Below are 22,428 nucleotides of genomic sequence, written 5' to 3' on the forward strand. Positions count from 1 at the left end.
GCCTGACACGTACGGCGATATCCTTTGAAGAGCATCGAGGGAGATCAGTTCCCATGGATCTGAACACCGTCACCGAAGTCGTCCGGCGGCCGTCCGACCGTCCGGGCGTGGACTGGCGCGAAGGCGACGCCTGGCTCGCCGGCGGAACCTGGCTGTTCTCTGCGGAGCAGCCGGGCCTGCACCGCCTCATCGACCTGACGGCATTGCGTTGGGATCCGCTCGTCCCGCACGACAAGGGCCTCGAGATAGGTGCAACGTGCACCGTCCGCGACCTCCATGCCTTCACGCCGCCGGCGGATTGGATCGCGGGCGGCCTTTTCGCGACGAGCTGCGAGGCGTTCCTCTCCTCCTTCAAGGTCTGGAACTCGGCGACCGTCGGCGGCAACATCTGCATGTCCTTGCCGGCCGGCCCCATGATCACGCTGACGGTCGCCCTCGAGGCGACGTACGAGCTGTGGGCTCCCGACGGGTCCACGCGCATCGTCGATGCCCTCGATTTCGTGACCGGCGACCATCGCAACGTCCTCGCTCCCGGGGAAATCCTGCGGCGCATCGACATCCCGGCGCACGCCCTGCGCAAACGCACCGCGCACCGCCGCTTCACCCTGACCCACCTCGGCCGTTCGACGGTGTTCCTCCTCGGTACGCAGACGCCGGGAAGGGGCGACCTGCTGCTGACCGTCACGGCCGGCACCACACGCCCGGTGCGCATGGCGTTCGACTCCATGCCCGATGCCGCAACCCTGCAGCAGAGCATCGACGTCATCCCCGCCGACGTCTGGTTCGCGGACCCCAACGGAACTCCCGAACACCGTCGCCACCTGACGAAGCACTTCGCCGAGGAGATGCGTCGCGAACTCATGACCGGGGGTCCGCAATGACGTACACCGTGAACGGCAAGACCTTCGACGAGGAGCCGGAACCCGGCCAGTGCCTGCGCACTTTCCTCCGCTCCCTCGGCCACTACGGCGTCAAGAAGGGCTGCGACGCCGGCGATTGCGGCGCCTGTACCGTCTGGTTGGACGGCACCCCGGTCCACAGCTGCATCACCCCGGCGTTCCGTGCGGACGGTCATGCGGTGACCACGATCGAGGGGCTCGGATCGCCGGGCCACCTGCATCCGATGCAGCGCCGGTTCCGCGACGCCCCCGGGTTCCAGTGCGGTTTCTGCACCGCAGGGATGATCATGACCTCGGCAACGTTCACCGAGGCCCAGAAAGCGGACCTGCCGCGGGCGCTGAAGGGCAACCTCTGCCGCTGCACCGGCTATCGGGGGATCGAGGACGCCGTGCAGGGCGTCGTCGGCGTGGAGAGCGCCGCGCCGGGAAGAGCCGTCGGGACGAGCGTCGGCGCGCCGGCCGCCGACGACGTGGTGACCGGTCGCGCCGAGTTCACGATGGACACCTACATCGAAGGCATGCTGCACCTCAAGGTGCTGCACTCACCGCACGCGCACGCCCGGATCGTCTCGATCGACAAGACCGACGCACTCGCCGTTCCCGGCGTGCACCGCGTCTACACCTGGGAGGACGTGCCGCGCAGGCGCTTCACCACGGCCATCCACACCGACCACCTGGTCGATCCGGACGACACCTTCATCCTCGACGACACGGTCCGCTTCGTCGGCCAGCGCGTCGTCGCCGTCCTGGCCGACACGGTCGCCGCGGCGGAGGAGGGCTGCCGCAGGGTCCACGTCGACTACGAGGTGCTGCCGGCGGTGTTCGACCCCGAAGAGGCGATGACCGAGGGCGCGCCACAGCTGCACGGCACGGACGATCCGTTCGCCCGCGATCCCGCCCGCAACGTCCTGCTCGAGATCCACTCCCACATCGGTGATGTCGACGCCGGGTTCGCCGAGGCCGACCTGATCCACGAAGGCACGTACTTCTCACCGCGCGTGCAGCACGCGCACCTCGAGACCCACGGCTCGATCGCCTGGATGGAGAACGGCCGCCTGAACGTCCGCACCAGTTCGCAGTCGCCGTCGATCGCGAAGGTCAAACTCGCCTATCTGTTCGCACTGCGCCCCGACCAGCTCCGCGTGTTCTGCAAGCGCGTCGGCGGCGGCTTCGGCGGCAAGCAGGAAGTGATCTCGGAGGATCTGGCCGCGCTCGCCACCCTGGACACCGGGCGGCCTGTCTGCTTCGAGTACACCCGCGAGGAGGAGTTCACCACGGCGTCACCGCGGCATCCGATGAAGCTGACGGTCAAGCTCGGTGCGAAGGCGGACGGCAGGCTCACGGCGTTCCAGGTCCGCAACGTGTCGAACACGGGCGCCTACGGCAACCACGGCGGCGAAACGCTGTACGCGGGAGGCGCTGCCGTCATGATCTACCGCTGCCCCAACAAGAAGTACGACGCGTACTCGGTCTACACGAACACCGTGCCGAGCGGGGCGCTGCGCGGGTACGGGATGACGCAGCCGGCGTTCGCCGTGGAATCGGCGATGCACGAACTGGCACGCGCGTTGCACATGGATCCGCTCGAACTGCGACGGCGCAACATCGTGCGGCCCGGCGAGCCGCTCGTCGCCCTGCACGACGGCCCGGACGACGTGATCTTCTCGGAGGACGGACTCTCGAAGTGCATCGACCTGGTGGACCGGGCCATGGCCCGGACTGCCGATCAGCCGTCGCCCGGCCCAGGGTGGCTCGTAGGGGCCGGCGTCGCGAGTTCCCTGCACGAGACCGCGCCCCCGACCGAACACGTGTCGGAGGCCTGGGTCACGCTCGGCGACGACCTCGTCTACGAACTGGCCGTGGGGACCGTGGAATTCGGCGAGGGCACCTCGACCGCCCACGTCCAGATCGCGGCCAACCAGCTCGGCACGACGCCGTCGCGGATCCGTCTGGTGCAGTCCGACACCGACCGCACGGGATTCGACACCGGCGCCTTCGCGAGTGCGGGCCTTTTCGTATCGGGCAATGCGGTACTTCGAGCGGCCAACGCGGTGCGCGACCGCATCCTGGAATTCGCCGCCGCCCATACGGGCGTCCACCTCGTGATGTGTTCGATGGCCGACGACTGCGTCGTCTGCGGGGACCAGCGCGTGTCGTTGGCCGAACTCGTCGCCCTGGCCCGGGCGCGCGGGATCCGTTTCACCGCTGCCCGCAAGGCCTACGGCTCGCCCCGGAGCGTGGTCTCCAATACGCAGGGCTTCCGGATCGCCGTCCACCGGGTGACGGGCGAGATCCGCATCCTGTACAGCGTCCAGGCGACCGACGCCGCCGTCGTGATCAACCCGGCGCAAGTCCGCGGGCAGGTGGAGGGCGGCGTCGCGCAGGGAATCGGCTTCGCACTGACCGAGAATTTCCACGTCGACGCGAACGGTGTCATGGTCAACCCCAACTTCCGCAACTACCGCATCCCCGCCTACGCCGATGTCCCGCGCACCGACGTGCTCCTGGTGAACTCGTCGGATTCCGTGGGGCCCATGCGGTCGAAGGGCATGGCGGAATGCTGCATCAACCCGGTGGCCCCCGCGTTGGCGAATGCACTCCACGACGCCACCGGCGTCCGGTTCCGCGCGCTGCCCCTGACTCCTGAACGCATCTACAGCCGGCTGGGCGAGAGCCGGCCGGTACAGACGGCCTGAGAACATGAACACCGAGAGACACGACGAAGCCACGGCGACCGCGATCATCGGCCAGAAGGTTCTGCCCGGACGGGATCGGGAGTACGAGACGTGGCAGGAGGAGGTCAATGCCGCGGCCGCCGACTACCCCGGGGCCCTCGGCTCCGAGGTCTCCCCGCCGACTGCACTGCAGCCCGACTGGGTCACCGTGTACCGCTTCGACTCGATAGCCCATCTGCAGACGTGGATCAACAGCGCCACCAGGCAGCGGCTCCTCGACGCCGGCAGCGAGTTCTTCGACGGCCCGGCGACCCAGCAGGTGCTCAGCGGTGGCACCCGGCCGGCAGATCCGCTGGTGACCGTGGTGGTCAGCCACCGAGTCCACCCGGATTCCGTCGATGATTTCCTCGCATGGCAGCGGCACATCAGCGAGGCCGAGAGCAACTTCGAAGGATTCCGCGGAACCGAGCTCTTCCGGCCGGTCGAGGGAGTCCATGACGAATGGACCACGCTGTACCGGTTCGACAACGCCGAGCACCTCGACGCCTGGCTGACGTCGACCGAGCGGCAGGATGTCCTCGCCGAGGGCGAGAAGTTCAGCGACTTCAAGATGCGCACCGTCGACAACTCGTTCGGCAGTTGGTTCGCCTTCGACGAGAACGGCAAGGAAGCACCGCCGCCGTCGGTCACGAAGACCGCCATCGCGATCTGGGTCGGCCTGTACCCGACGGTCGTACTGCTGGCGCTCGCCCTGTCGCCGCTGAAGCTGCCGCTCTGGATCGGGCTGCTCGTGGGAAACCTCCTCTCGAGCTTGGTCATGAGCTTCTTCACGATGCCGTTCTACGTGAACCCGCTGCTCAAGCGGTGGCTGCGCCCCGCCCCGGACCAACCGGCGCTGAAGACCAACCTCATCGGCCTCGGGATCGTCGCGGTGGCGAACCTGTTCTGGGTCTTCGTCTTCTACGTCGTGACGACCAAGATCTGGACACTGCCCTGAGCTGCGCAGAGGTGGTGAGCGACGCATGAGCACAGGCGACAGGCAAGGCCGCTACGGTGAGGCCGTGTTCCGGCCCGAGCAGGCGGGCGAGGACGACCGGATCGACCTCGGGGCACTCACGTACGACGACATGACGATGGACCGCCTGCGCGCCCTGGGAGCCGGGCCGGGCTGGAACTGCCTCGAGGCGGGGGCCGGCACCGGAACGATCGCCCGGCGGCTGATCGAGGAGGCCGGGGTGCGCAACGTACTCGCGGTCGACCGCGACGTGCGGTTCCTCGGCTCCCGTCCACTGCCGGGGCTCGACCTCCTGGAGGCGGACATCAGCGGGCCGGGGTTCGACCCCGGCCGCCGTTTCCAGCTCGTCCACGCCCGGTTCGTCCTGATGCACCTGCGGTCGTGGCGGCGCCTGATCGCCGGGCTCGCCGGCCTGCTGGCCGAGGACGGGGTGCTGGTCCTCAGCGACGCGGTCGACCTGACGACCGCTGCCGCGCCGCCGACCCCGTACACCCGGGTCATGCAGGCCATGTGGCAAGGGCTGCGGGACACCATCGGCACCGACGTCTCGTGGGTCCCGGACTACCCACGGCACATGCGCGATGCGGGACTTGTGTCGGTGGCCGCCGAGATACGGGTGCCGCCCCTGGTCCCGCACAGCCCCATCAGCCGCTTCTGGGCCGGGACATGGGACCGGGCCAGAGAGGCGATCGTGGCCACCGCACTGGTCGAGGACGCGACGGTCGACGAGGCGATCCGGTATCTCGACTCGCCGGACTGCGCCGCGCTGTCGCCCGGAATGCTCACCGCCTGGGGCCGGAGGCAGGCCGACCTCGTCAGGTGAGGTCCGTGCGTTGCGCTCGGGCGTGCACGGTCACCCCGCCGTGGCCCACCGATACGGCGGTGGGCTGCAGGCCCATCGGGAGGGGCGGGATCTCCCGGCTGCGCTCCGACAGCGCCCTGCCGATGGCGGGGGTGGCCGGGTCGATCGGGCGGCCGGCCAGGGAGGCGCTGTCCGCGCTGAGGGTGACGGCGCCTGCGTCGAGGCGGAGTTCGGCCGTGATGACCAGCGGCATGCCCACGACGGCGGCCTCGATCCGTACCCGGCCGTTGCCCGCATCGGAGAGGCGGACGCTGCGGTCGCCTCGGGAGCCGAGCGAGGCGAACGGGGCCGTGAACGCGGCGTCCAGCGACTCCGCCGCGTAGCCGCCGGTGTGCTCGGACACCCGGTGGAGGTCGACCGCGGCCTTCACCGGGATGCCGTCGCTCGTCCGGGCGTCGCCCTTGACGCGCACCTCGGGGTGGCTGCCCCGGGCGGCGTCGAGCAGGAAGGGGTAGCCCTCGATGGTGACCTCCGGCGACGTGAGACCGCTGCCCTGGCGGGCGGCGATCCGGTCGGCGAACCTCTCCTCGCCCACCTGACGGGCGAGGGCGTCGACCGCGAGCAGCAGGGCGCCCGCCAGCACGGCCACGGCGATGACGCGCCGGGCCCGGCGCCGCGGCGGAGCGGTACGTACGGTCCGGCTTTTCGGAGGGGTCAGGGTGTGCAGGGGTTTCAGGGGCATGGGCGTGTACCTCAGGGAGCGGGAAGCCGGTCGGGGCCGGGCGCGGCGGTGGATGCGGTGGGCGGAGCCGGAGCGGTGGCGGCGGCCTGGGACCGGCCGCGCACGGGGGGTGTCGGGGTGCCCTCGATGTCCACCCGGGGGAGCATGCGGTCGAGCCGGGCGGGCAGCCACCAGTTGCGCTCGCCGAGCAGCACCATGCTGGTCGGGACGAGCAGTCCGCGGACGACGGTGGCGTCCAGGGCGACGGCCGTGGCCAGTCCGATGCCGAACATCTTCACCACGGGGTCCTCGGAGAGCAGGTAGCTGAGGAACACACAGACCATGATCATCGCCGCCGAGGTGATGATCCGGGCCGTCCCTGCGAGTCCGTCGACCACGGCGCGCGTGTTGTCCCGGTGCCGGAGGTAGGACGCGCGCACGGCGCTCAGGAGGAACACCTCGTAGTCCATGGAGAGCCCGAAGAGCACCGCGAACATCAGCAGCGGGACGTATCCGGGTATCGGCACGGGGCCGTCGAGGCCGAGCGGGCCCGCCCCCCAGCCCCACTGGAACACGGCGGTCAGTACGCCGTACGAGGCCGCGACCGAGAGCAGGTTCATCACGGCCGCCTTGACCGCGACCACCGGTGCGCGGAAGGCGAGGAGGAGCAGCAGTCCGGCGACGAGCACGACGGTGGCGATGATCGCCGGCAGCCGGGCGGCAAGCCGTGCGTTCAGGTCGGCCTGCGCGGCCGTCGGCCCGCCGACGTGGGTGGTGGCCCCGGTGTTGGCGGTGGCCCCGGGCAGGGCGCTGTCCCGCAGCCGGTCCACGAGCGCGACGGTGGCCGGGTCGCCCGGGCCGGTGGTGGGGGTGACCTGCCACAGGACGGTACGACCGTCCGGGCCGAGCCGGGCCGGGCTCACTGCGGCCACGCCGGGGGTCCGACCGAGGGTCTTGGTGACCGTCGAGACGCGGGGGTCGGACGGTCCGTCGGCCGCCGTCGGCAAGGTCCCGGTCACCTGGAGGGGGCCGTTCACGCCCGGTCCGAAGGCCTCGGCCAGCTGCTCGTACGCGGTACGGCTCGACGTGCCGGCCGCCTTGTCCCCCGCGTCGAGCTGGCCGAACGTCAACCCGGCGGCCGGCGCGGCCAGTACGCCCACCAGGAGCAGGCTCGCGAGCAGATAGCGCCAGGGACGGCCCGCCACGTGCGCGGCGAACCGCTGCCAGCGCACGCCCGCGGGGTCGGGCACCGGGTCCGTCCCGGTCGCGTCGGCCGCACCGGCTGCGTCGGGGGCAGGTTTCGCGGGGGCCGGCCGGTGGCCCGCCTTCCGGCCCAGCCGGTGGCCGAGCAGCGCGAGCAGGGCCGGCAGCAGGGTCAGGGCCGCGAGGACCGCGACGAGTACGGCGATCGCCGGGGCGAGCGCCAGCGCGTACAGCAGCGGCAGCCCGCCGAGCGCCAGACCCGCCAGCGCGGCGGCCACCGCGCAGCCGGCGAAGGCGGCGGCCTTGCCCGCACTCGCCGTGGTGTATCCGGCGGCGTCCACCACCCCGTGCCCCTCGGCCAGGAGCTCACGGAACCGCGTCAGGCAGAAGAGGGTGTAGTCGATGCCCACGCCGAGGCCGATCATCGCCGCGATCGTGGCGCCCGCCGAGGGCATGTCGAGGACGTGCCCGACCAGCCCGATCGCCGAGAGCGAGATCACCAGCCCCACGATCCCGATCAGCAGGGGAAGGCCGGCCGCGAGGACCCTGCGCAGCCCGAGGAACAGGATGACCGCGGCCGCGGCGAGACCGATCAGCTCACTGTGGGCGGTGGACCCCTTGTCGGCGGCGGCCGCGAGGTCGCCGCCGGCCGTGACCTCGATGCCGGCCTGCCGGGCGGGCCCGGTGGCCGCCGACAGCACGGCCTCGCTGATCTTCGGGGTGATGTCGCGCCCGGTCACGTCCAGCCCGACCGATAGGTAGGCGGTGTGGCCGTCCGGGCTCATGGCCGCCAGGCCGGAAGGCCCGTACGGCGCGGCGGCGCTCACCACGTGGTCCACCCGGGCCACGTCCCGGGCCGCCGCCTCGACCGCCTGCTGCGCGGCGGCGGAGGTGAGCACGGGCCCGTCGGGGGCCGTGTGCAGGACGAGCGGCTGGTTGCCGGAGACGGGCCCGTGGAAGGACTCGGCCGCGTCCCGGGCCGCCTGGCTGTCGCTGCCGGGGATGGCCACCGCCTCGCTGGTGACCCGGCCGTGGAGCATCACGACGGCGGCGACGGCGATCGTCACGGCCGCCCAGACGGCAAGGATCCGTCTCGGTCTACGGGCACACCAGCGGCCCAGGGCAAGGAACATCGTGCTGCGTTTCCCTCCACGAATGAAGTTGCACTCTGAGTGCACATTCACCGTTGCACTTGGAGTGCAATAATGTCAATCGGAGAGAGGAGCCCCAGGTGGGACGGCACCCCGAGCAGGACACCCCGCAGCGGCCGGAGCACGGCAGCCCGCCGGCCGCGGGCGCCACGGACGGCCGGACCGAGCGCGGCCGGCAGACCCGCGAGAAGATCGCCGATGCACTGCTCGTGCTCCTCGACGAAGGCATGACGGACTTCCCCGCCGAGCGGGTGGCCCGGTACGCGGAGGTCTCGCGGCGGTCGGTGTTCCACCATTTCGACGACATGGCCCAGCTCGTGGACACCGCCATCACCCGGCGCCTGGAACAACTGGCGGAGCAGATAAGGCCGTTGCCCACCGAGGGGCCGCGCGCCGACCGAGTGGCGGCCCTGGTCGAACAGCGGGCCCGGATCCTCGAATGGATCACCCCGGCACGGCTGGCGATGATCCGCATGGACCACCCCTCGGAGCGCATCCGTCAGGTGACCGAGGAGACCTTCGCCGACGCTCGCCGACGCATGGAAGCCGTGCTCGCCGAGGAACTCGGCCGGCTGTCCGGCCGGCGGCGTACGGACCTGGCCAACGGGCTCGACGCGGTGACCACGTGGGGGGCCTGGCACCACTGGCGTTCCACCGGGCTCGGCCCCGAGGAGGCGCGGCACGCCATGGAGGCCACCGTACTGATCCTGCTCGCCTCGGTCGACCCGCCCGCGGCGGCCCCGCAGGGGTCTGCGTGACGCACGCAAAAGCCGGGCCCGTGGGTCACGGGCCCGGCTGCCCTTGCGGGCTCGCTGCGGATCAGACGCGGTCGGCCGCGATCAGGACGTACTGGAACGAGCCGTCCTTGTAGGAGTTGATGAACGCCTCTTCAATACCGGTGACCAGGGAGGACGTGGCCCGCAGCTCCCAGTAGGGCAGGGTCGCGGGCGTCAGGTCGATGACGGCCTGCGGTACGAGGCGGTTGTCGGCCATGGCCCGCATGTACTCCCGGCGGGAGTGGATGTTGCATTCGAAGTGCGCGTTGATCTGGGACACCCACTTCGAGGGCTGGCCGTACCGGGGGTTCCAGCATCCGGTGATCGTCACGTAGCGGCCCCCGACGGCGAGCACGCGGGAATGCTCGGCGAACAGGTCGTGCAGGTCGACGTACATGCTCGACTCGTTGTTCCACGAGCCCGCGGCCTGCCCCGTCTCGAACGGCATGTCCAGCATGTTGCAGACGCGGGCGCGGACCGAGTCCTCGATGCCGAGTTCGCGGGCGCGCTCGTTCGCGAACTCGGCCTGCTTGGCGGACAGCGTGACGCCCTCGACCTTGCATCCGAACCGCTGGTGGGCCATGACCGACGAGCCGCCGCGGCCGCAGCCGGCGTCCACGAGCATGTCGCCGTGGCCGATGGCGCCCAGGTGGTCCAGAAGGACGTCGGTCTGCGCCGACTCCAGGCGGTGGAGCTCGGCGACCAGCTTCTTCTCGTATGCGCTGTCGTCGGTGTCCCCGAGGGCTGCGTGGTCGACGTCACCGATGCCGTAGTGGTGGTGGTAGAGGCCGTCGACGTCGCCGAGACGCAGGTTCACCGGCCTGGCCTCGTGGTCCCAGTAACGGGCGATGTCACCCTGGTAGGGCGTCGCCGGGGCCGGAATGAACGCCGAGGTGGCAGCGGCAACGGCGGGGGCAATGGTGAGATCGGTGTTGGTCACTTATAAATCCATCCTTACCAGAAGTCGGGCAGGCTGTAGCGGTAGGTATTGGTCTGGTGCCAGTAGTGGTTGCCGTCGACCCACGCGGCCACGCCCTTCAGGAAGCGCAGCACGCTCGGGACGGGGCAGGCGGCGGCCAGTTCGGCGGCCGCGGCCTCGAAGGCGTGCATGAGGTCGTTGTGGACCTCGACCGCCTTCAGATAGGCCTCGCGGACGGAGCAGCCCTCGCGCTCCGCGATCACCACGGGCAGGTTCAGGTGCCGGCCGGGGCTGGCGAGCTCCTTGGTGTAGGAGTACAGGTCGTTGACGATGGTGGTCGCGTTCCCGGCGAGCGCGATGACCCGTTGCATGGCGGGCTGGGCATGCAGGTCCGCCGGCAGTTCGTAGCCGCCGACGGTGTCGGTGATGGTGGGGCAGGGGCGGAAGTTGTTGAACTGGCGCATCGACAGGTACTCCCACACCTCCGGGACGTAGTCCGTCTCGGCCCAGGCGGCCTCGGCGAGGTACCCCAGGTGCAGACGGGCCATGTCGTGCCGGAACCGGTCGGCCTGGGAGGCGGTGGCCTCCTGGCCGAAGTACTCCATGGCCGATCGGTAGGCGCGCCGCGGGGCGTCCGAGTGGAGCGACTGCGCCCACTGCGGCTGGTACTCCGTCGTGGTGTGGAGGGGGTCGAGGGCGGTGTGCGCCAGCAGCAGGCGTCCGCCGAGGCCGACGGGCGAGCCCCCGTGGTCCTCGCAGTAGCAGTCGTCGACGACGTTCTCGGCGACCATCAGCCGCGTGGCGAGCATCAGGTGGTCGAGGGTGGGGGCGTCCGGATGACAGGCGACCATGTAGCGGCCCACGGAAAAGCCGTCGAACTGGTCCTCCCACTCCGGGGGGTACAGCTCGACCTCGTCCACCGCCCACGCCTTGATCCTGTGGCTCAGCTCCTCGACCCGTACGGGGTCGGGTTCCGGCACCGGGTGGTGGTAGAGACCCGGGATCGGACGGCCCGCCACCGGGGGCTCCTCCTCGGGCGCGGGCGGCTCCCCGCGCCGGGCCAGGGACAGCCCCGCCGAACCCAGACCGCTGGGGCCGCGCAGGATCCGCTCCAGGGCGGGGCCCGGCGTGCCCACCGGGGCCGAGGGCTGGGCGGGCGGGGCGAACAGGGCAGGCCGGACGCAGCCGACGGCTTCGATGCCGCGGCCGTGACCGTGGGCCCCGAAGCGGGCCGCGGCTGCAGGCAGACTCGACTGCAGAGGGGAAGGCCCGGGATCGGGCATCCGTAACTCCTTGGTGAGGTGGTTGGGCCGTCCCGGATCCCGGGCATGCCCGGCCGGCCCGGGAGGGCCCGGGCCGTGGCCGGCGTGGCTGTCGTGGCCGCCGTGAAGTGGCCGTGGGGCAGGTCCGCTCAGTCGTGCCTGCGGGCGATCTGCACGTTCTCGAGCACACCGAGCGCGTCGGGCACCAGGACGGCGGCGGAGTAGTAGGTGGAGACCAGGTAGGAGATGATCGACCTCTCGTCGATGCCCATGAAGCGCACCGACAGGCCCGGCTCGTACTCCTCCGGCAGACCGGTCTGGCGCAGGCCGATGACGCCCTGGTTGTCCTCGCCGGTTCGCATCACCAGGATCGAGCTGGTGTTCTCCTTGCTGATCGGGATCTTGTTGCAGGGCAGGATCGGGACCCCGCGCCAGGCCGGGACCTGCTGTCCCCCGAGGTCGACGTGGTCGGGGTAGAGCCCGCGGGCGTTGAACTCACGCCCGATCGCCGCGATGGTCTTGGGGTGGGCGAGGAAGAGCTTGGAGCCGCGGCGGCGACAGAGCAGCTCGTCGAGGTCGTCCGGGGTCGGCGGGCCGGAGTGGGTCTGGATCCGCTGCTTGAAGTCGGCGTTGTGGAGCAGGCCGAACTCCCGGTTGTTGACCAGCTCGTGCTCCTGGCGCTCGCGCAGCGCCTCGATGGTGAGCCTGAGCTGCTCCTCCGTCTGGTTCATCGGCTCGTTGTAGAGGTCGGCGACCCTCGTGTGGACCCGCAGCACCGTCTGCGCGATGGAGAGTTCGTATTCGCGCGGGTGGGGCTCGTAGTCGACGAAGGTGCCGGGCAGCTCGGGCTCGCCGGTGTGGCCGGCGGACATCGCGATCTCGGCCTCGCCGTGCTTGTTCTGCCGCTGCTGCGGAAGCGAGCCGAACCGCTCTACGTGGGCCCGGAGGTGCGGCGCCGAGGACAGGACGGCGGCGAAGTCCGAGCGGGACAGCGTGAGCAGGGTGCCGGGCGTGGCGGCGGTGGCGGTGTAGTCCCAGCCCCCGGCACCGTCCAGCAGGGCGTTCTCGCCGAACCGGTCGCCGTCGGCGAGCACGGCTACGGCGACCTCGTCCCCGTACTTGCCGACGGCGGTCTGGTTGACCCGGCCGTGGGCGATCAGGTGGATCTCGTTCGCGGGGGTGCCGCGCTCGACGAGCACCTCACCGGCGCGGAAGTCGCGCTGGACGCACCGGCCGGCGAGCGCGGTCAGCACGTCCATGTCGTCGAAGCCGCGCAGCATGGCGAGTTCGCCGAGCTCGCGGGGGATCACCCGGACCTGGGCACCGTCCTGGACGAAGTCGATGCGCCCGTCGCCGACGGTGTAGGTCAGCCGCCGGTTCACCCGGTACGTGCCGCCCTTGGTCTCCACCCAGGGGAGCATCTTCAGCAGCCAGCGGGAGGTGATCTCCTGCATCTGCGGGGCGGACTTGGTCGTGGTGGCAAGGTTGCGGGCGGCCGCCGTGCCCAGGCTGGTCTGCGGAGGCTCGAGCTGCGCCTCCGGGCTGGTGTCCACGGTCATCGGGCTGGTTCTCCTTCGTAAGGGCGGTGAACGGCATGCGGGCACACGTCACCGGTGAAAGAAGAAAGAAGGGGGCGAATATCCGGGCATTCCGACCGGATCCGGGAGCACACTAACCGTCGGAGCAGCAGATCAGCCCGGGAAGTCACTGCCATTACCTCGATGCGGTGATCTTGCGGCAGGGCGTTTACGGCTCGCTTCGGCGAGGTTCGAACCCGGTCGAACATCTGCCCTCCGGGCCCGACCTGACCAATCGTCACCGATCGACGAGGAACATCGCCGCGTCGTCCGCCAGGCGGTCCTGGGTGTGGCGGAGCAGTCTCCGGTGCAGTTGGTCCAGGAACTCCTGCGGACCGAGTGCGGGCATCGCGGTCACCGCCTCCATCGCCTCGGGCAGGGCGAAGAAGTCGTTGCCGCCGTTGCGCGCTTCGATGACGCCGTCGGTGTACAGGAGCAGACGGTCCCCGGGTGCGAAGGAATAGCGGTCCGCCCTGCCGGGGGGACCGGTGATGAACTCGGCCAGTCCGAGCGGCGGCAGCGGGCAGGTGGGCATCAGGGCGCCGGCCGTTCCGTCCCGCAGGAGCAGCGGAGGCGGATGGCCGCGGTTGACGACCTCGACGACGGGCCCGTCCGGCACCTGGGCCACCAGCGCGGTGACGAAACCCTCCACGAGTACGTCCGGTGCGATCACGCCGGGCACGGCATCGCGCAGCAGTGCCGCCTCGCAGCGGTGGATGACCCCCACCAGTTCGTCCTCGTAGTGCACGGCCTCCCGGAACGCGCCGAGCACGGCCGCGGCCGCCCGGACCGCCGGCAGCCCCTTGCCCCGGACGTCACCGACGATCACGCGGACCCCGTACTTCGTCTGTACGGCCTCGTACAGATCGCCTCCGATCTGCGCCCCGGTCTCGGCCGCGAGGTACATGCCGGCCACGCGTAGGGGGCCCAGCCGGGCCGGTACGGGCCGCAGCACGGCCTCCTGCGCCGCCACGGCGATCCGGCGGACCTGTTCGAGCTCGCCCTCCCGCCGCCTGCGGGCGGTACTGCTCGTCGCGAGGCTCGCCAGCGACACCAGGAAGAGGGCCAGGAAGTTGGTGTAGACCTGCTGGCTGCCCCACGCCCCGTTGTAGGTGGCGGTGGTCACGCTCACGGCCACGGCCAGCGCCACCGCCGCCAGGGTGCCCTTGGGGCCCATGGTCACCGCGGCCAGCGCCGGCGTCGCGACCAGGAGGGGGCCGGTGTACAGCACGTGCAGGGGCGTGAATTCGATGAGCAGCACCGAGAGCGCGATCACGAAGGGCAGACACTCCGCGAGTACGAAAAGGGCCTGGTGGTAGCCGCCGGCTCCCGGCCGGGGAGGTGAGCGGAAGGGCACCCGCATGGATCCAGCCTGCGCCGTCGGAGCTGTTTGCCGCCACCGTTCGCCCGCGCGGGGCCTCTCAGGCGTAGGGACCGGGGCCGCCGGGCATGTGATGCCGTGCGGGCGTCGGGGCGCTCGTCCCCCGGTCCCGCCCCAGGGCGAGGGCCCCTGCGAGCCTTGGAGCGCCGAGTTCGGATGAGCAGCAGCCCCGCGGACGACCGGACGCCGCCGACACCGCCGCCGGCCCCTGCCGGCAGTGAGCCTGCGGTCTCCCGTCAGGAGTTCGACGCCCTCTTCGCCTCGGTCCGCACGTGGGGCCGCTGGGCCCCGGCCGACCGCGGCGCCTGGAACCGGGTCACCCCGGACCACGTACGGCGGGCCGCCGCCCTGATCCGTTCCGGTACGGCGGTCCCGCTGGGCCTGCCCTGGGACACCCGGCCCGGACCGGACAACGCCAAGCCGGCCCTGCACTACATGTCCGATCTCGGTGACGTGGAAGCCCCGGAACCCTCCACGTACAAGGACTTCATCGGCGTCGACTACCACGGCAAGGCCGTGAGCCACCTGGACGCCCTGTCGCACGTCGCGTACGGCGGGCGGCTCTACGACGGCCGCCCGGCGCGTGAGGCCGTCGGCGCCGCAGGGGCGCGCTTCGGCTCGGTGGCGGCGCTCGGCCCCCTCGTCACCAAGGGGGTGCTCCTCGATCTGCCGGCCGTCCTCGGGGTCGACTGGCTGGAGCCCGGGCACGCGGTCCGTGCGCGGGACGTCGTCGCCGCGGAGCGGGCACTGGGTGTGACGATCGACGACGGCTGCGCGGTGCTGCTGCGCTCGGGCCGCTTCCGGCGCAGCCGGGAGATCGGCCCGTGGGACTCGGACGCCGCGAGCGCGGGCTTGCACGTGGACGCCGTGCCCCTGCTGGCCGAGCGCGCCGTCGCGCTGCTCGGCGGCGACGGGGACAGCGACCTGCGCCCCTCGCCGGTCGAGGGCGTCCACTCCCCCGTCCACGCCCTCGCCGTGGCGGCCATGGGGGTGCCGCTGCTGGACAACCTGGACCTCGAGGCGCTCTCCGCCGCCTGCGCCGAGGCGGGGCGGTACGAGTTCATGATCGTCGTGACGCCGCTGAACGTGCCGGGCGGGACGGGCTCGCCGGTCAATCCGGTCGGGATCCTCTGATTCGAATGATCCGAATAAACCGGGAGGAATATACTCGAAAGACGCTTACTCGGGGCAAGTGCTCCGGTACGACCGAGGCTGAGGTGGCCCGGTGAAGGAGAAGTGATGCGTATGGGGGTCACGGGAGACGAGATCGGCCCCGCACGCTCCCGTGAGCGGTTCCTGCTGGGTGAGCCGGTCGCGAGCGGGGTACGCAGCCCGATCCTGAACTCCTGGCTGCGCTGCCGGTCCCTGGGACTGTCGCCGGACCAGACCGAACTTCCCTACCGGGACGATTTCGATCCGGACAGCCGGCTCGTCCGTGCGGCCGCGCCCGTGCTCGACCAACTGGCCTCGCGTTTCACGGGCAGCCAGATGAACGTCTCCCTCGCCGACGGGAACGGAACGGTGCTGGAGCGCCGCTTCGGGGAGCCCGCCCTTGCCCATGACCTCCCGCCGATCCAGAGCGTGCCCGGCTTCGTCTTCGCCGAGCGCTTCGCGGGGACCAACGGCATCGGACTCGCGCTCGCCGAGCGGCGGCTCGTCCAGGTCTACGGCGCCGAGCACTTCGCCGAGCGCTCCCAGTCGAACGCCTGCTCCGCCATCCCGATCCGCGACCAGCTGAGCGGACACGTCGTCGGCGTCCTGTGCTTCGGATACCCGCACGGCTACGAGGACCCGGCACTGCCCGCCCTGGTCCGCCGGGCGGCCGAGACCATCGAGCGGCGGCTGATGGAGCAGCATTCGGAGCGCGAGCGCGCCCTGCTGCGGACGTACCTCGACGCCAGCCACCTCGCCCGGACCGGCTCGGCCGTCGGGAACGGGCACCTGATCGGCCTGGACGAGCTCGGCGACAGCGGTCTGGACCGGAGCGATCAGATGATCCTCAAGGAGAAGGCCACCGAGCTCATCTCCTCGACCCAGCGGGCCGCCGTGGAGGTGGCCCTGCCCCACGGGCGCGGCGTCACCCTCATGAGCAGCCCGCTCGTGAGCCGCTCGGGTGTGGAGGGCGTCGTCGTCGAGGCCGTGCTCAGCGGCGATGCGGCGCCGGTGCACCACCTCTCCCTGCTGCCCCACGGCGGACCGCCCTCCGGTCCGCCGCCCGGACCCCTCGCCCCTCCCGCCGCTCCGGCCGCCGCCGGCCACGCCCGCGGCAAGGTCAGAGGACTGGTGCTGGTCGGCGAGCCGGAAGTGGGCAAGTACGCCGTCGCGGCACGCCGCCGCCTGGAGCTGCTGGCCGAGGCCAGCACCCGTATCGGCACCACGCTGGATGTGGCCCGCACCGCCTGGGAGCTCGCCGAGACGGCCGTTCCGCGCCTGGCCGACTACGTCACGATCGACGTGCCCGAGGCCGTGCTGCGCGGTGAGGAGTCGGCCGACCCCCGGACCGAGCTGCACCGCACGGTGGTCCACGGCATACGCGAGGACTGCCCCTTCTACCCGGTCGGGCAGCGGGTGGAGCTGCGCCCCGGCACTCCCCACATGAGGTGTCTGGACAGCGGCCAGGCGGTGCTGGAGGCCGATCTGCGGCACGGCGTCGGCTGGATCGACCAGGAGCCCGAGCACGCTCGGAAGATCTTCGCCCACAACGTGCACTCCCTCGTCTGCGTCCCCCTGCTCGCCCGCGGCGTCCTGCTGGGGGTCGCCAGCTTCTACCGCTCGGAGGACCCCGCTCCCTTCGGGGACGACGACAGCTGGCTGGCCCAGGAACTCGCGGCCCGCGCCGCGCTCTGCATCGACAACGCCCGCCGCTACACCCGTGAGCACACCCTGGCCCTGACCCTGCAGCAGAGCCTGCTCCCGCACGGCGTTCCCGAGCAGGGCGCCGTCGAGGTCGCGCACCGCTACCTGCCCGCCGAATCCGGGGTGGGCGGCGACTGGTTCGACGTCATCCCGCTCTCCGGCACCCGGGTCGCCATGCTCGTGGGAGACGTCGTGGGCCACGGCCTGCACGCCGCCGCCACCATGGGCCGGCTGCGCACCGCCGCCCGCAACTTCGCCGAACTGGAACTCGCCCCGGACGAGCTCCTCACCCACCTGGACAACCTCCTGGTGCGGCTGGACCGGGAGGAGGGCGGCGAGAACGACTCCGGCAGCACCGGCATCGTCGGCGCCACCTGCCTCTACGCCGTCTACGACCCCACGACGCGGCAGTGCACCATGGCCCGCGCCGGCCACCCCCCGCCCGCCCTGGTCCACCCCGGCGGCGTCGTGACGTTCCCCGACCTGCCGGCCGGACCGCCCCTGGGCCTGGGCGGTCTGCCCTTCGAAACGGCCGAGATCCAGCTCCCCGAGGGGAGCACGCTGGTCCTCTACACCGACGGGCTCGTCGAGGGCCGCCATCGCGACATCGATGTCGTCCTCGACCAGCTGAGCCGTGTCCTGTCCCACCCGGACCGCACGCCGGAGGACACCTGCCAGGCGGTCATCGACGCCGTTGCGCCCGACCACCCCGCGGACGACATCGCCCTGCTCGTCGCCCGGACCCGGACCGTGCCCGCCGACCGGATCGCCACGTGGGAGGTGCCCGCGGACCCGGCCCTCGTCTCCGGCATCCGCGCCGCCGCCACCCGCCAGCTGGCCGACTGGGGGCTGGACGACCTCGCGTTCGCCGCCGAGCTGATGCTCAGCGAGCTGGTCACCAACGCGGTCCGCTACGGCACCGAGCCCATCCAGGTACGCCTGGTCCACGACCGCACCCTGATCTGCGAGGTCGCCGACGCCAGCAGCACCGCCCCGCACCTGCGGCGGGCGGCCACGACGGAGGAGGGCGGACGCGGGCTCTTCCTCGTCGCACAGCTCGCCCACGCCTGGGGCACCCGCTACACCACCCACGGCAAGGTCATCTGGGCCGAATGCGCCCTGGACGCGGCCTGACCTTCACCCCTCGGTCCTCTCGGCACTCGACCATCGGAGGCACAGACAGCGGCATATCGCCCATATGTCCACAGCCACCAGTAGCATCACCGATGTCCCTCAGCGATGTCCCCCGGCGATGCCCTCATCGCCTCGGGAAGCACCTCCCCAGGCGGCCCCGGAGAAGTCCGTGCATGACACTCCCGTCACCTCGACGAGCCCGCCCCCGCGCTCCGGCGCAGAACCCCTCGTCCGCATCCGCGGTCTCGGCAAGCGGTTCGGCGGCACGGTCGCCCTGGACGGGGTCGGCCTCGACGTCCACCGCGGCAGCGTCCTCGCCCTCCTCGGCCCCAACGGGGCCGGGAAGTCCACGCTCATCAAGGTGCTCGCCGGGGTCCACCGCGCCGACACGGGCGAGGTGACCGTCGCCGGGCACCCGCTCGGCTCCGACGCGGCCCGCCGCGCCATGTCCTTCATCCACCAGGACCTCGGTCTCGTCGAGTGGATGACCGTCGCCGAGAACATCGCCCTGGGGACCGGATACCCCCGCCGCCGCGGCCTGATCTCCTGGCGCGAGACCCGGAGGAACTGCGCCGAGGCGCTGCGGATCGTCGCCGGACACCTGGACCCCGACGCCCGCATCGTCGACCTCGCCCCCGCCGAACGCTCACTGGTCGCGATCGCCCGCGCCCTGGCCAGACGGGCGGAGCTGTTCGTCCTGGACGAGCCGACCGCCACCCTCCCCGCCGCGGACTGCGCCCGCCTCTTCGACGTACTGCACGCCCTGCGCGACCGGGGGCACGGCATCCTCTATGTCAGCCACCGCCTCGACGAGGTGTACGAGGTCGCCGACACCTTCGCCGTCCTGCGCGACGGACGGCTCGTCAGCCACGGTCCCCTCGCGCCGTACAGCCCCGCGCGTCTGGTGCACGACATCGTGGGCCCCGAACCGGCCGTCGGCCCGCCGCCCGCAGCGGCCCCCGGTTTCCCTCCCGCCCCTGCGTCCCGCTCCGCGCCGGTCCGCCCGCCCGTACTGCTCCTCGACGGCGTGACGACGCAGCGCACCGGCCCGGTCGGTCTGGAGCTGCGCGAAGGCGAGATCCTCGCCATGGTCGGGCTGACCGGCGCCGGCCACATGCACCTGGGCCGCGCCCTCGCCGGCGCACTGCCGCTCCTCGGCGGCCGGGCACTGCTCGACGGCCGTCCGTACCACCCGCGCACGGTCGCCGCCGCCCTCGGCGCCGGCGTCGGTTTCGTGGCCGGCAACCGGCAGGAGGAGGGCTGCGCCGCGGAACTGACGGTACGGGAGAACTTCCTGGCCAATCCCCGGGCAGCCGGGGTGCCTGCGTGGCACTGGGTCGCCCCCCGGCGCGAGCGCGCCGAGGCCGCCGCCCTGATCGAGCGGTTCCACGTACTCCCCCGCGACAGCGAGGTGCCGATCGCCACGCTGTCCGGCGGCAACCAGCAGAAGGTGATGGTCGGCCGCCGGCTCCGCGGGAAGCTGCGCCTGCTGATCCTCGAGGAGCCGACGGCCGGCGTGGACGTCGGCGCCAAGGCCGCGATCCACCGGCTCCTCGACGAGGCGCTGGCCGCCGGTCTGGCGGTCCTGCTCATCTCCACCGATTTCGAGGAGGTCGCCGACGTGTGCCACCGCGCGCTCGTGTTCGGGCGCGGGAGCGTGGTGGCCGAGCTGGCGGGCGAGACGCTGAGCGTCACCGAACTCACCCGTACCGCCTCGGCCCTGCCCGCGATCACCGGAAGCGCGGGGAGCCGGTGAGCCCCGCACCCTCCTCGTCCTCGCGGCGGTCCCTGTCGGGTCGCCTGCACGGGCACTTCATCGGCACGTACGGGCTCCTGGCCCTCACCGTCCTGCTCTTCCTCGTCTTCGCCCTCGTCCTGCCCGACACGTTCCCGACGCGGGACAACGTCTCCTCGATCCTCTCCAACCAGTCGATCCCGGCCGTCCTGGCGCTCGGCGCGACGATCCCCATCGCGAGCGGCAAGTTCGACCTGTCCCTCGGTTACGGCCTGGGCCTGGCGCACGTCCTGGTGCTGTACCTCATCGTCGAGGCGGGCTGGCCGTGGCCGCTCGCCTGCCTCACGGTGATCCTCGGGGGAACCCTGGCGGGCGCCGTGAACGGTGTCGTCGTCGAGTTCGCCCGCATCGACTCCTTCATCGCCACGCTCGGCACCGGCAGCATGATGTACGCCGTCACCGGCTGGATCACCGACGGGAGCCGGATCGTCCCCGGCCCCGACGGTCTTCCGGCCGCCTTCACCGGCCTCTACGACTCCCGGTTCCTCGGCCTGCCGCTACCCGCCTTCTACGTACTCGGACTCGTCGTCGTCCTCTGGCTGGTGCTGGAGCGGCTGCCGTTCGGCCGGTACCTGTACGTCATCGGCTCCAATCCCCGCGCCGCCGAGATCATCGGCATCCCCACGCACCGGTACTGCGTCTACGCCTTCGCCGGATCGGGCACGGTCGTGGGCTTCGCCGGTGTGCTGCTCGCCGCGCAGCAGCAGATCGGCAACCCGAGCGTCGGCCTGGACTACCTGCTGCCCGCGTTCGTCGGCGTCCTGCTCGGCTCCACCACGATCAAGCCGGGTCGGGCCAACGCCCTGGGCACGCTGGTGGCCGTGACCGTACTCGCGGTCGGCCTCGCCGGGATCGGCCAGCTCGGCGCCGAATTCTGGGCCACCCCGCTGTTCAACGGCGGCACTCTGCTCATCGCGGTCGGGCTGGCCGGCTACTCGGCCCGCCGACGGCTGCGCCCCGACACCACGGCCACCGGCCGGCCACCCGCGAACCAGCCGGCCGCCGCGGCGGGCGACGAAGGCGGGGGCGCCCCCTGAACCTCCCGGAGAACACCTCGCAGCGCACACCGGCGTCAGGAGCACCGTGTACCCGAACCGCAAGACCGCCCTCGCGGCCGCAGCCCTGCTGGCAGCAGCCGCCACCGCCGTCGCCGGCTGCGAGAGCGGCTCGTCGAACGCCACCGGCCCTTCGTCGGCCGCCGGTTGCCCGGCCGTCCTCCAGGAGGCGAAGGCGGCCGTTCAGCGGGCCGAGAGCAAGGGCACCTCGTGGAACGGCCCCACGACCGGGCCCAAGGCGGTCCCCGGCAAGACCATCGTCTACGTCGCGCAGACCATGACCAACCCCGGGGTCGCCGGAGTCGCGAAGGGCGCCAAGGAGGCGGCGCAGGCCATCGGCTGGGATGTCCGGGTGATCGACGGGGAGGGCACCCCGGCCGGCATCCAGGCGGCGCTCAGCCAGGCCGTCACCCTCAAGCCCTCGGGCATCGTCATCGGCGGCTTCGATCCCCGTCTGACCTCACAGCAGGTGGCGCGGGCCGAGGAGGCGGGGATCCCGCTCATCGGCTGGCACGCGGTCAGCTCCCCCGGCCCGAGCACGAGCCCCAAGCTCTTCACCAACATCACCACGAAGGTGGAGGAGGTGGCGAAGGCCAGTGCGGACTGGGTCATCGCCCAGTCCGAGGGCGATGCCGGGGTCGTCGTCTTCACCGACGACTCGATCCCGTTCGCCGCTACGAAGTCCCGGCTGATCGAGCGTCGGCTCGCCGCCTGCCCCGGCGTGAAGCTCCTGGCTCACGCGAACATCCCGATCCCGGACGCGAGCCGGCGCACCCCCCAGGAGGTCTCCTCGCTCCTGTCCCGCTTCCCGAAGGACTGGACGTACTCCGTCGCCATCAACGACCTGTACTTCGACGATGCCGCCCCGGCCTTCCGCGCCGTCGGCAGGCCCGGCGCCGGGCCGCCCTTCAACATCGGCGCCGGTGACGGCGACCCCTCCGCGTTCCGGCGCATCAACAACAAGCAGTTCCAGTCCGCGACCGTCCCGGAGCCGCTCTCGCAGCAGGGCTGGCAGATCGTCGACGAGTTCAACCGAGCCTTCGCCCGACAACCCGTCAGCGGCTACGTGGCTCCCGTCCACATCGCCACGGCGGCGAACAGCAGCGGGGCCACCTCCTGGAACCCCCAGGGCTACCAGGAGGCGTACGAAAAGATCTGGCGCGGCTGAGAGACGGCCTTGCGGTGGCCGGCAGATCTCGTACGATGT

General features: G+C 71.6%; 16 protein-coding genes. 10 read left to right on the forward strand and 6 right to left on the reverse strand.

The annotated features are described in order from the left end of the window. The first annotated feature begins 53 nt into the window (after positions 1-53). The 4 genes from OG299_RS04405 to OG299_RS04420 are packed head-to-tail and all read left to right on the forward strand — an operon-like array spanning position 54 to position 5,412. Entirely contained in the window at positions 54-881 is an 828-nt protein-coding gene (locus tag OG299_RS04405) for an FAD binding domain-containing protein (RefSeq protein ID WP_327364450.1), read from the forward strand. Continuing rightward, complete coding sequence (locus tag OG299_RS04410) at positions 878-3,595, forward strand: molybdopterin-dependent oxidoreductase (protein ID WP_327360543.1); 2,718 nt, start codon at positions 878-880, stop codon at positions 3,593-3,595. Before OG299_RS04405 ends, OG299_RS04410 begins: the two co-directional genes overlap by 4 nt. 4 nt (positions 3,596-3,599) lie before the next feature. Beyond that, entirely contained in the window at positions 3,600-4,571 is a 972-nt protein-coding gene (locus OG299_RS04415) for an antibiotic biosynthesis monooxygenase (RefSeq protein WP_327360544.1), read from the forward strand. Positions 4,572-4,596: 25 nt separating this feature from the next. Next, positions 4,597-5,412, forward strand: a complete 816-nt coding sequence (locus OG299_RS04420) for a class I SAM-dependent methyltransferase (RefSeq protein ID WP_327360545.1) — start codon at positions 4,597-4,599, stop codon at positions 5,410-5,412. Here the strand turns inward: OG299_RS04420 and OG299_RS04425 are convergent. Beyond that, positions 5,405-6,133 (reverse strand): LmeA family phospholipid-binding protein, encoded by a 729-nt coding sequence (locus OG299_RS04425; protein WP_327360546.1) that lies wholly within the window; start codon positions 6,131-6,133, stop codon positions 5,405-5,407. The genes OG299_RS04420 and OG299_RS04425 overlap by 8 nt on opposite strands. A gap of 11 nt (positions 6,134-6,144) precedes the next feature. Then, complete coding sequence (locus tag OG299_RS04430; protein WP_327360547.1) at positions 6,145-8,382, reverse strand: MMPL family transporter; 2,238 nt, start codon at positions 8,380-8,382, stop codon at positions 6,145-6,147. A 164-nt stretch (positions 8,383-8,546) separates the two neighbouring features. On the opposite strand from OG299_RS04430, the gene OG299_RS04435 reads away from it, so the two are divergent. Next, positions 8,547-9,224: a TetR/AcrR family transcriptional regulator gene (locus OG299_RS04435; protein WP_327360548.1), complete on the forward strand. Its 678-nt coding sequence runs from the start codon at positions 8,547-8,549 to the stop codon at positions 9,222-9,224. 61 nt (positions 9,225-9,285) lie between these two features. On the opposite strand, the gene OG299_RS04440 is transcribed toward OG299_RS04435, so the two are convergent. The 4 genes from OG299_RS04440 to OG299_RS04455 form a co-directional block, all read right to left on the reverse strand. Continuing rightward, on the reverse strand, positions 9,286-10,182 hold the full coding sequence (locus tag OG299_RS04440; protein ID WP_327360549.1) for a geranyl diphosphate 2-C-methyltransferase: 897 nt from the start codon (positions 10,180-10,182) through the stop codon (positions 9,286-9,288). 14 nt (positions 10,183-10,196) lie between these two features. Continuing rightward, a complete protein-coding gene (locus tag OG299_RS04445) occupies positions 10,197-11,444 on the reverse strand; it encodes a family 2 encapsulin nanocompartment cargo protein terpene cyclase (protein ID WP_327360550.1) in 1,248 nt (415 codons plus the stop codon). Positions 11,445-11,572: 128 nt separating this feature from the next. Further along, positions 11,573-12,982, reverse strand: a complete 1,410-nt coding sequence (locus OG299_RS04450) for a family 2B encapsulin nanocompartment shell protein (RefSeq protein WP_327360551.1) — start codon at positions 12,980-12,982, stop codon at positions 11,573-11,575. Between the two features lie 256 nt (positions 12,983-13,238). Further along, complete coding sequence (locus OG299_RS04455) at positions 13,239-14,363, reverse strand: PP2C family protein-serine/threonine phosphatase (protein ID WP_327360552.1); 1,125 nt, start codon at positions 14,361-14,363, stop codon at positions 13,239-13,241. 174 nt (positions 14,364-14,537) lie between these two features. Between OG299_RS04455 and OG299_RS04460 the strand changes: the two genes are divergently transcribed. The 5 genes from OG299_RS04460 to OG299_RS04480 all read left to right on the forward strand — a co-directional run bounded on the left by OG299_RS04460 (position 14,538) and on the right by OG299_RS04480 (position 22,389). After that, positions 14,538-15,515, forward strand: coding sequence for a cyclase family protein (locus OG299_RS04460; protein ID WP_327360553.1), 978 nt, complete (start codon positions 14,538-14,540; stop codon positions 15,513-15,515). A gap of 111 nt (positions 15,516-15,626) precedes the next feature. Then, positions 15,627-18,371: a SpoIIE family protein phosphatase gene (locus OG299_RS04465; protein WP_327360554.1), complete on the forward strand. Its 2,745-nt coding sequence runs from the start codon at positions 15,627-15,629 to the stop codon at positions 18,369-18,371. Positions 18,372-18,540: 169 nt separating this feature from the next. Continuing rightward, complete coding sequence (locus OG299_RS04470) at positions 18,541-20,127, forward strand: sugar ABC transporter ATP-binding protein (protein ID WP_327360555.1); 1,587 nt, start codon at positions 18,541-18,543, stop codon at positions 20,125-20,127. Further along, a complete protein-coding gene (locus OG299_RS04475; protein ID WP_327360556.1) occupies positions 20,124-21,203 on the forward strand; it encodes an ABC transporter permease in 1,080 nt (359 codons plus the stop codon). The genes OG299_RS04470 and OG299_RS04475 overlap by 4 nt, the downstream gene beginning before the upstream one ends. 46 nt (positions 21,204-21,249) lie before the next feature. After that, complete coding sequence (locus tag OG299_RS04480; protein WP_442817484.1) at positions 21,250-22,389, forward strand: substrate-binding domain-containing protein; 1,140 nt, start codon at positions 21,250-21,252, stop codon at positions 22,387-22,389. Positions 22,390-22,428 lie beyond the last annotated feature (39 nt).

It is taken from the genome of Streptomyces sp. NBC_01296 (genome assembly GCF_035984415.1).
GTDB lineage: Bacteria > Actinomycetota > Actinomycetes > Streptomycetales > Streptomycetaceae > Streptomyces.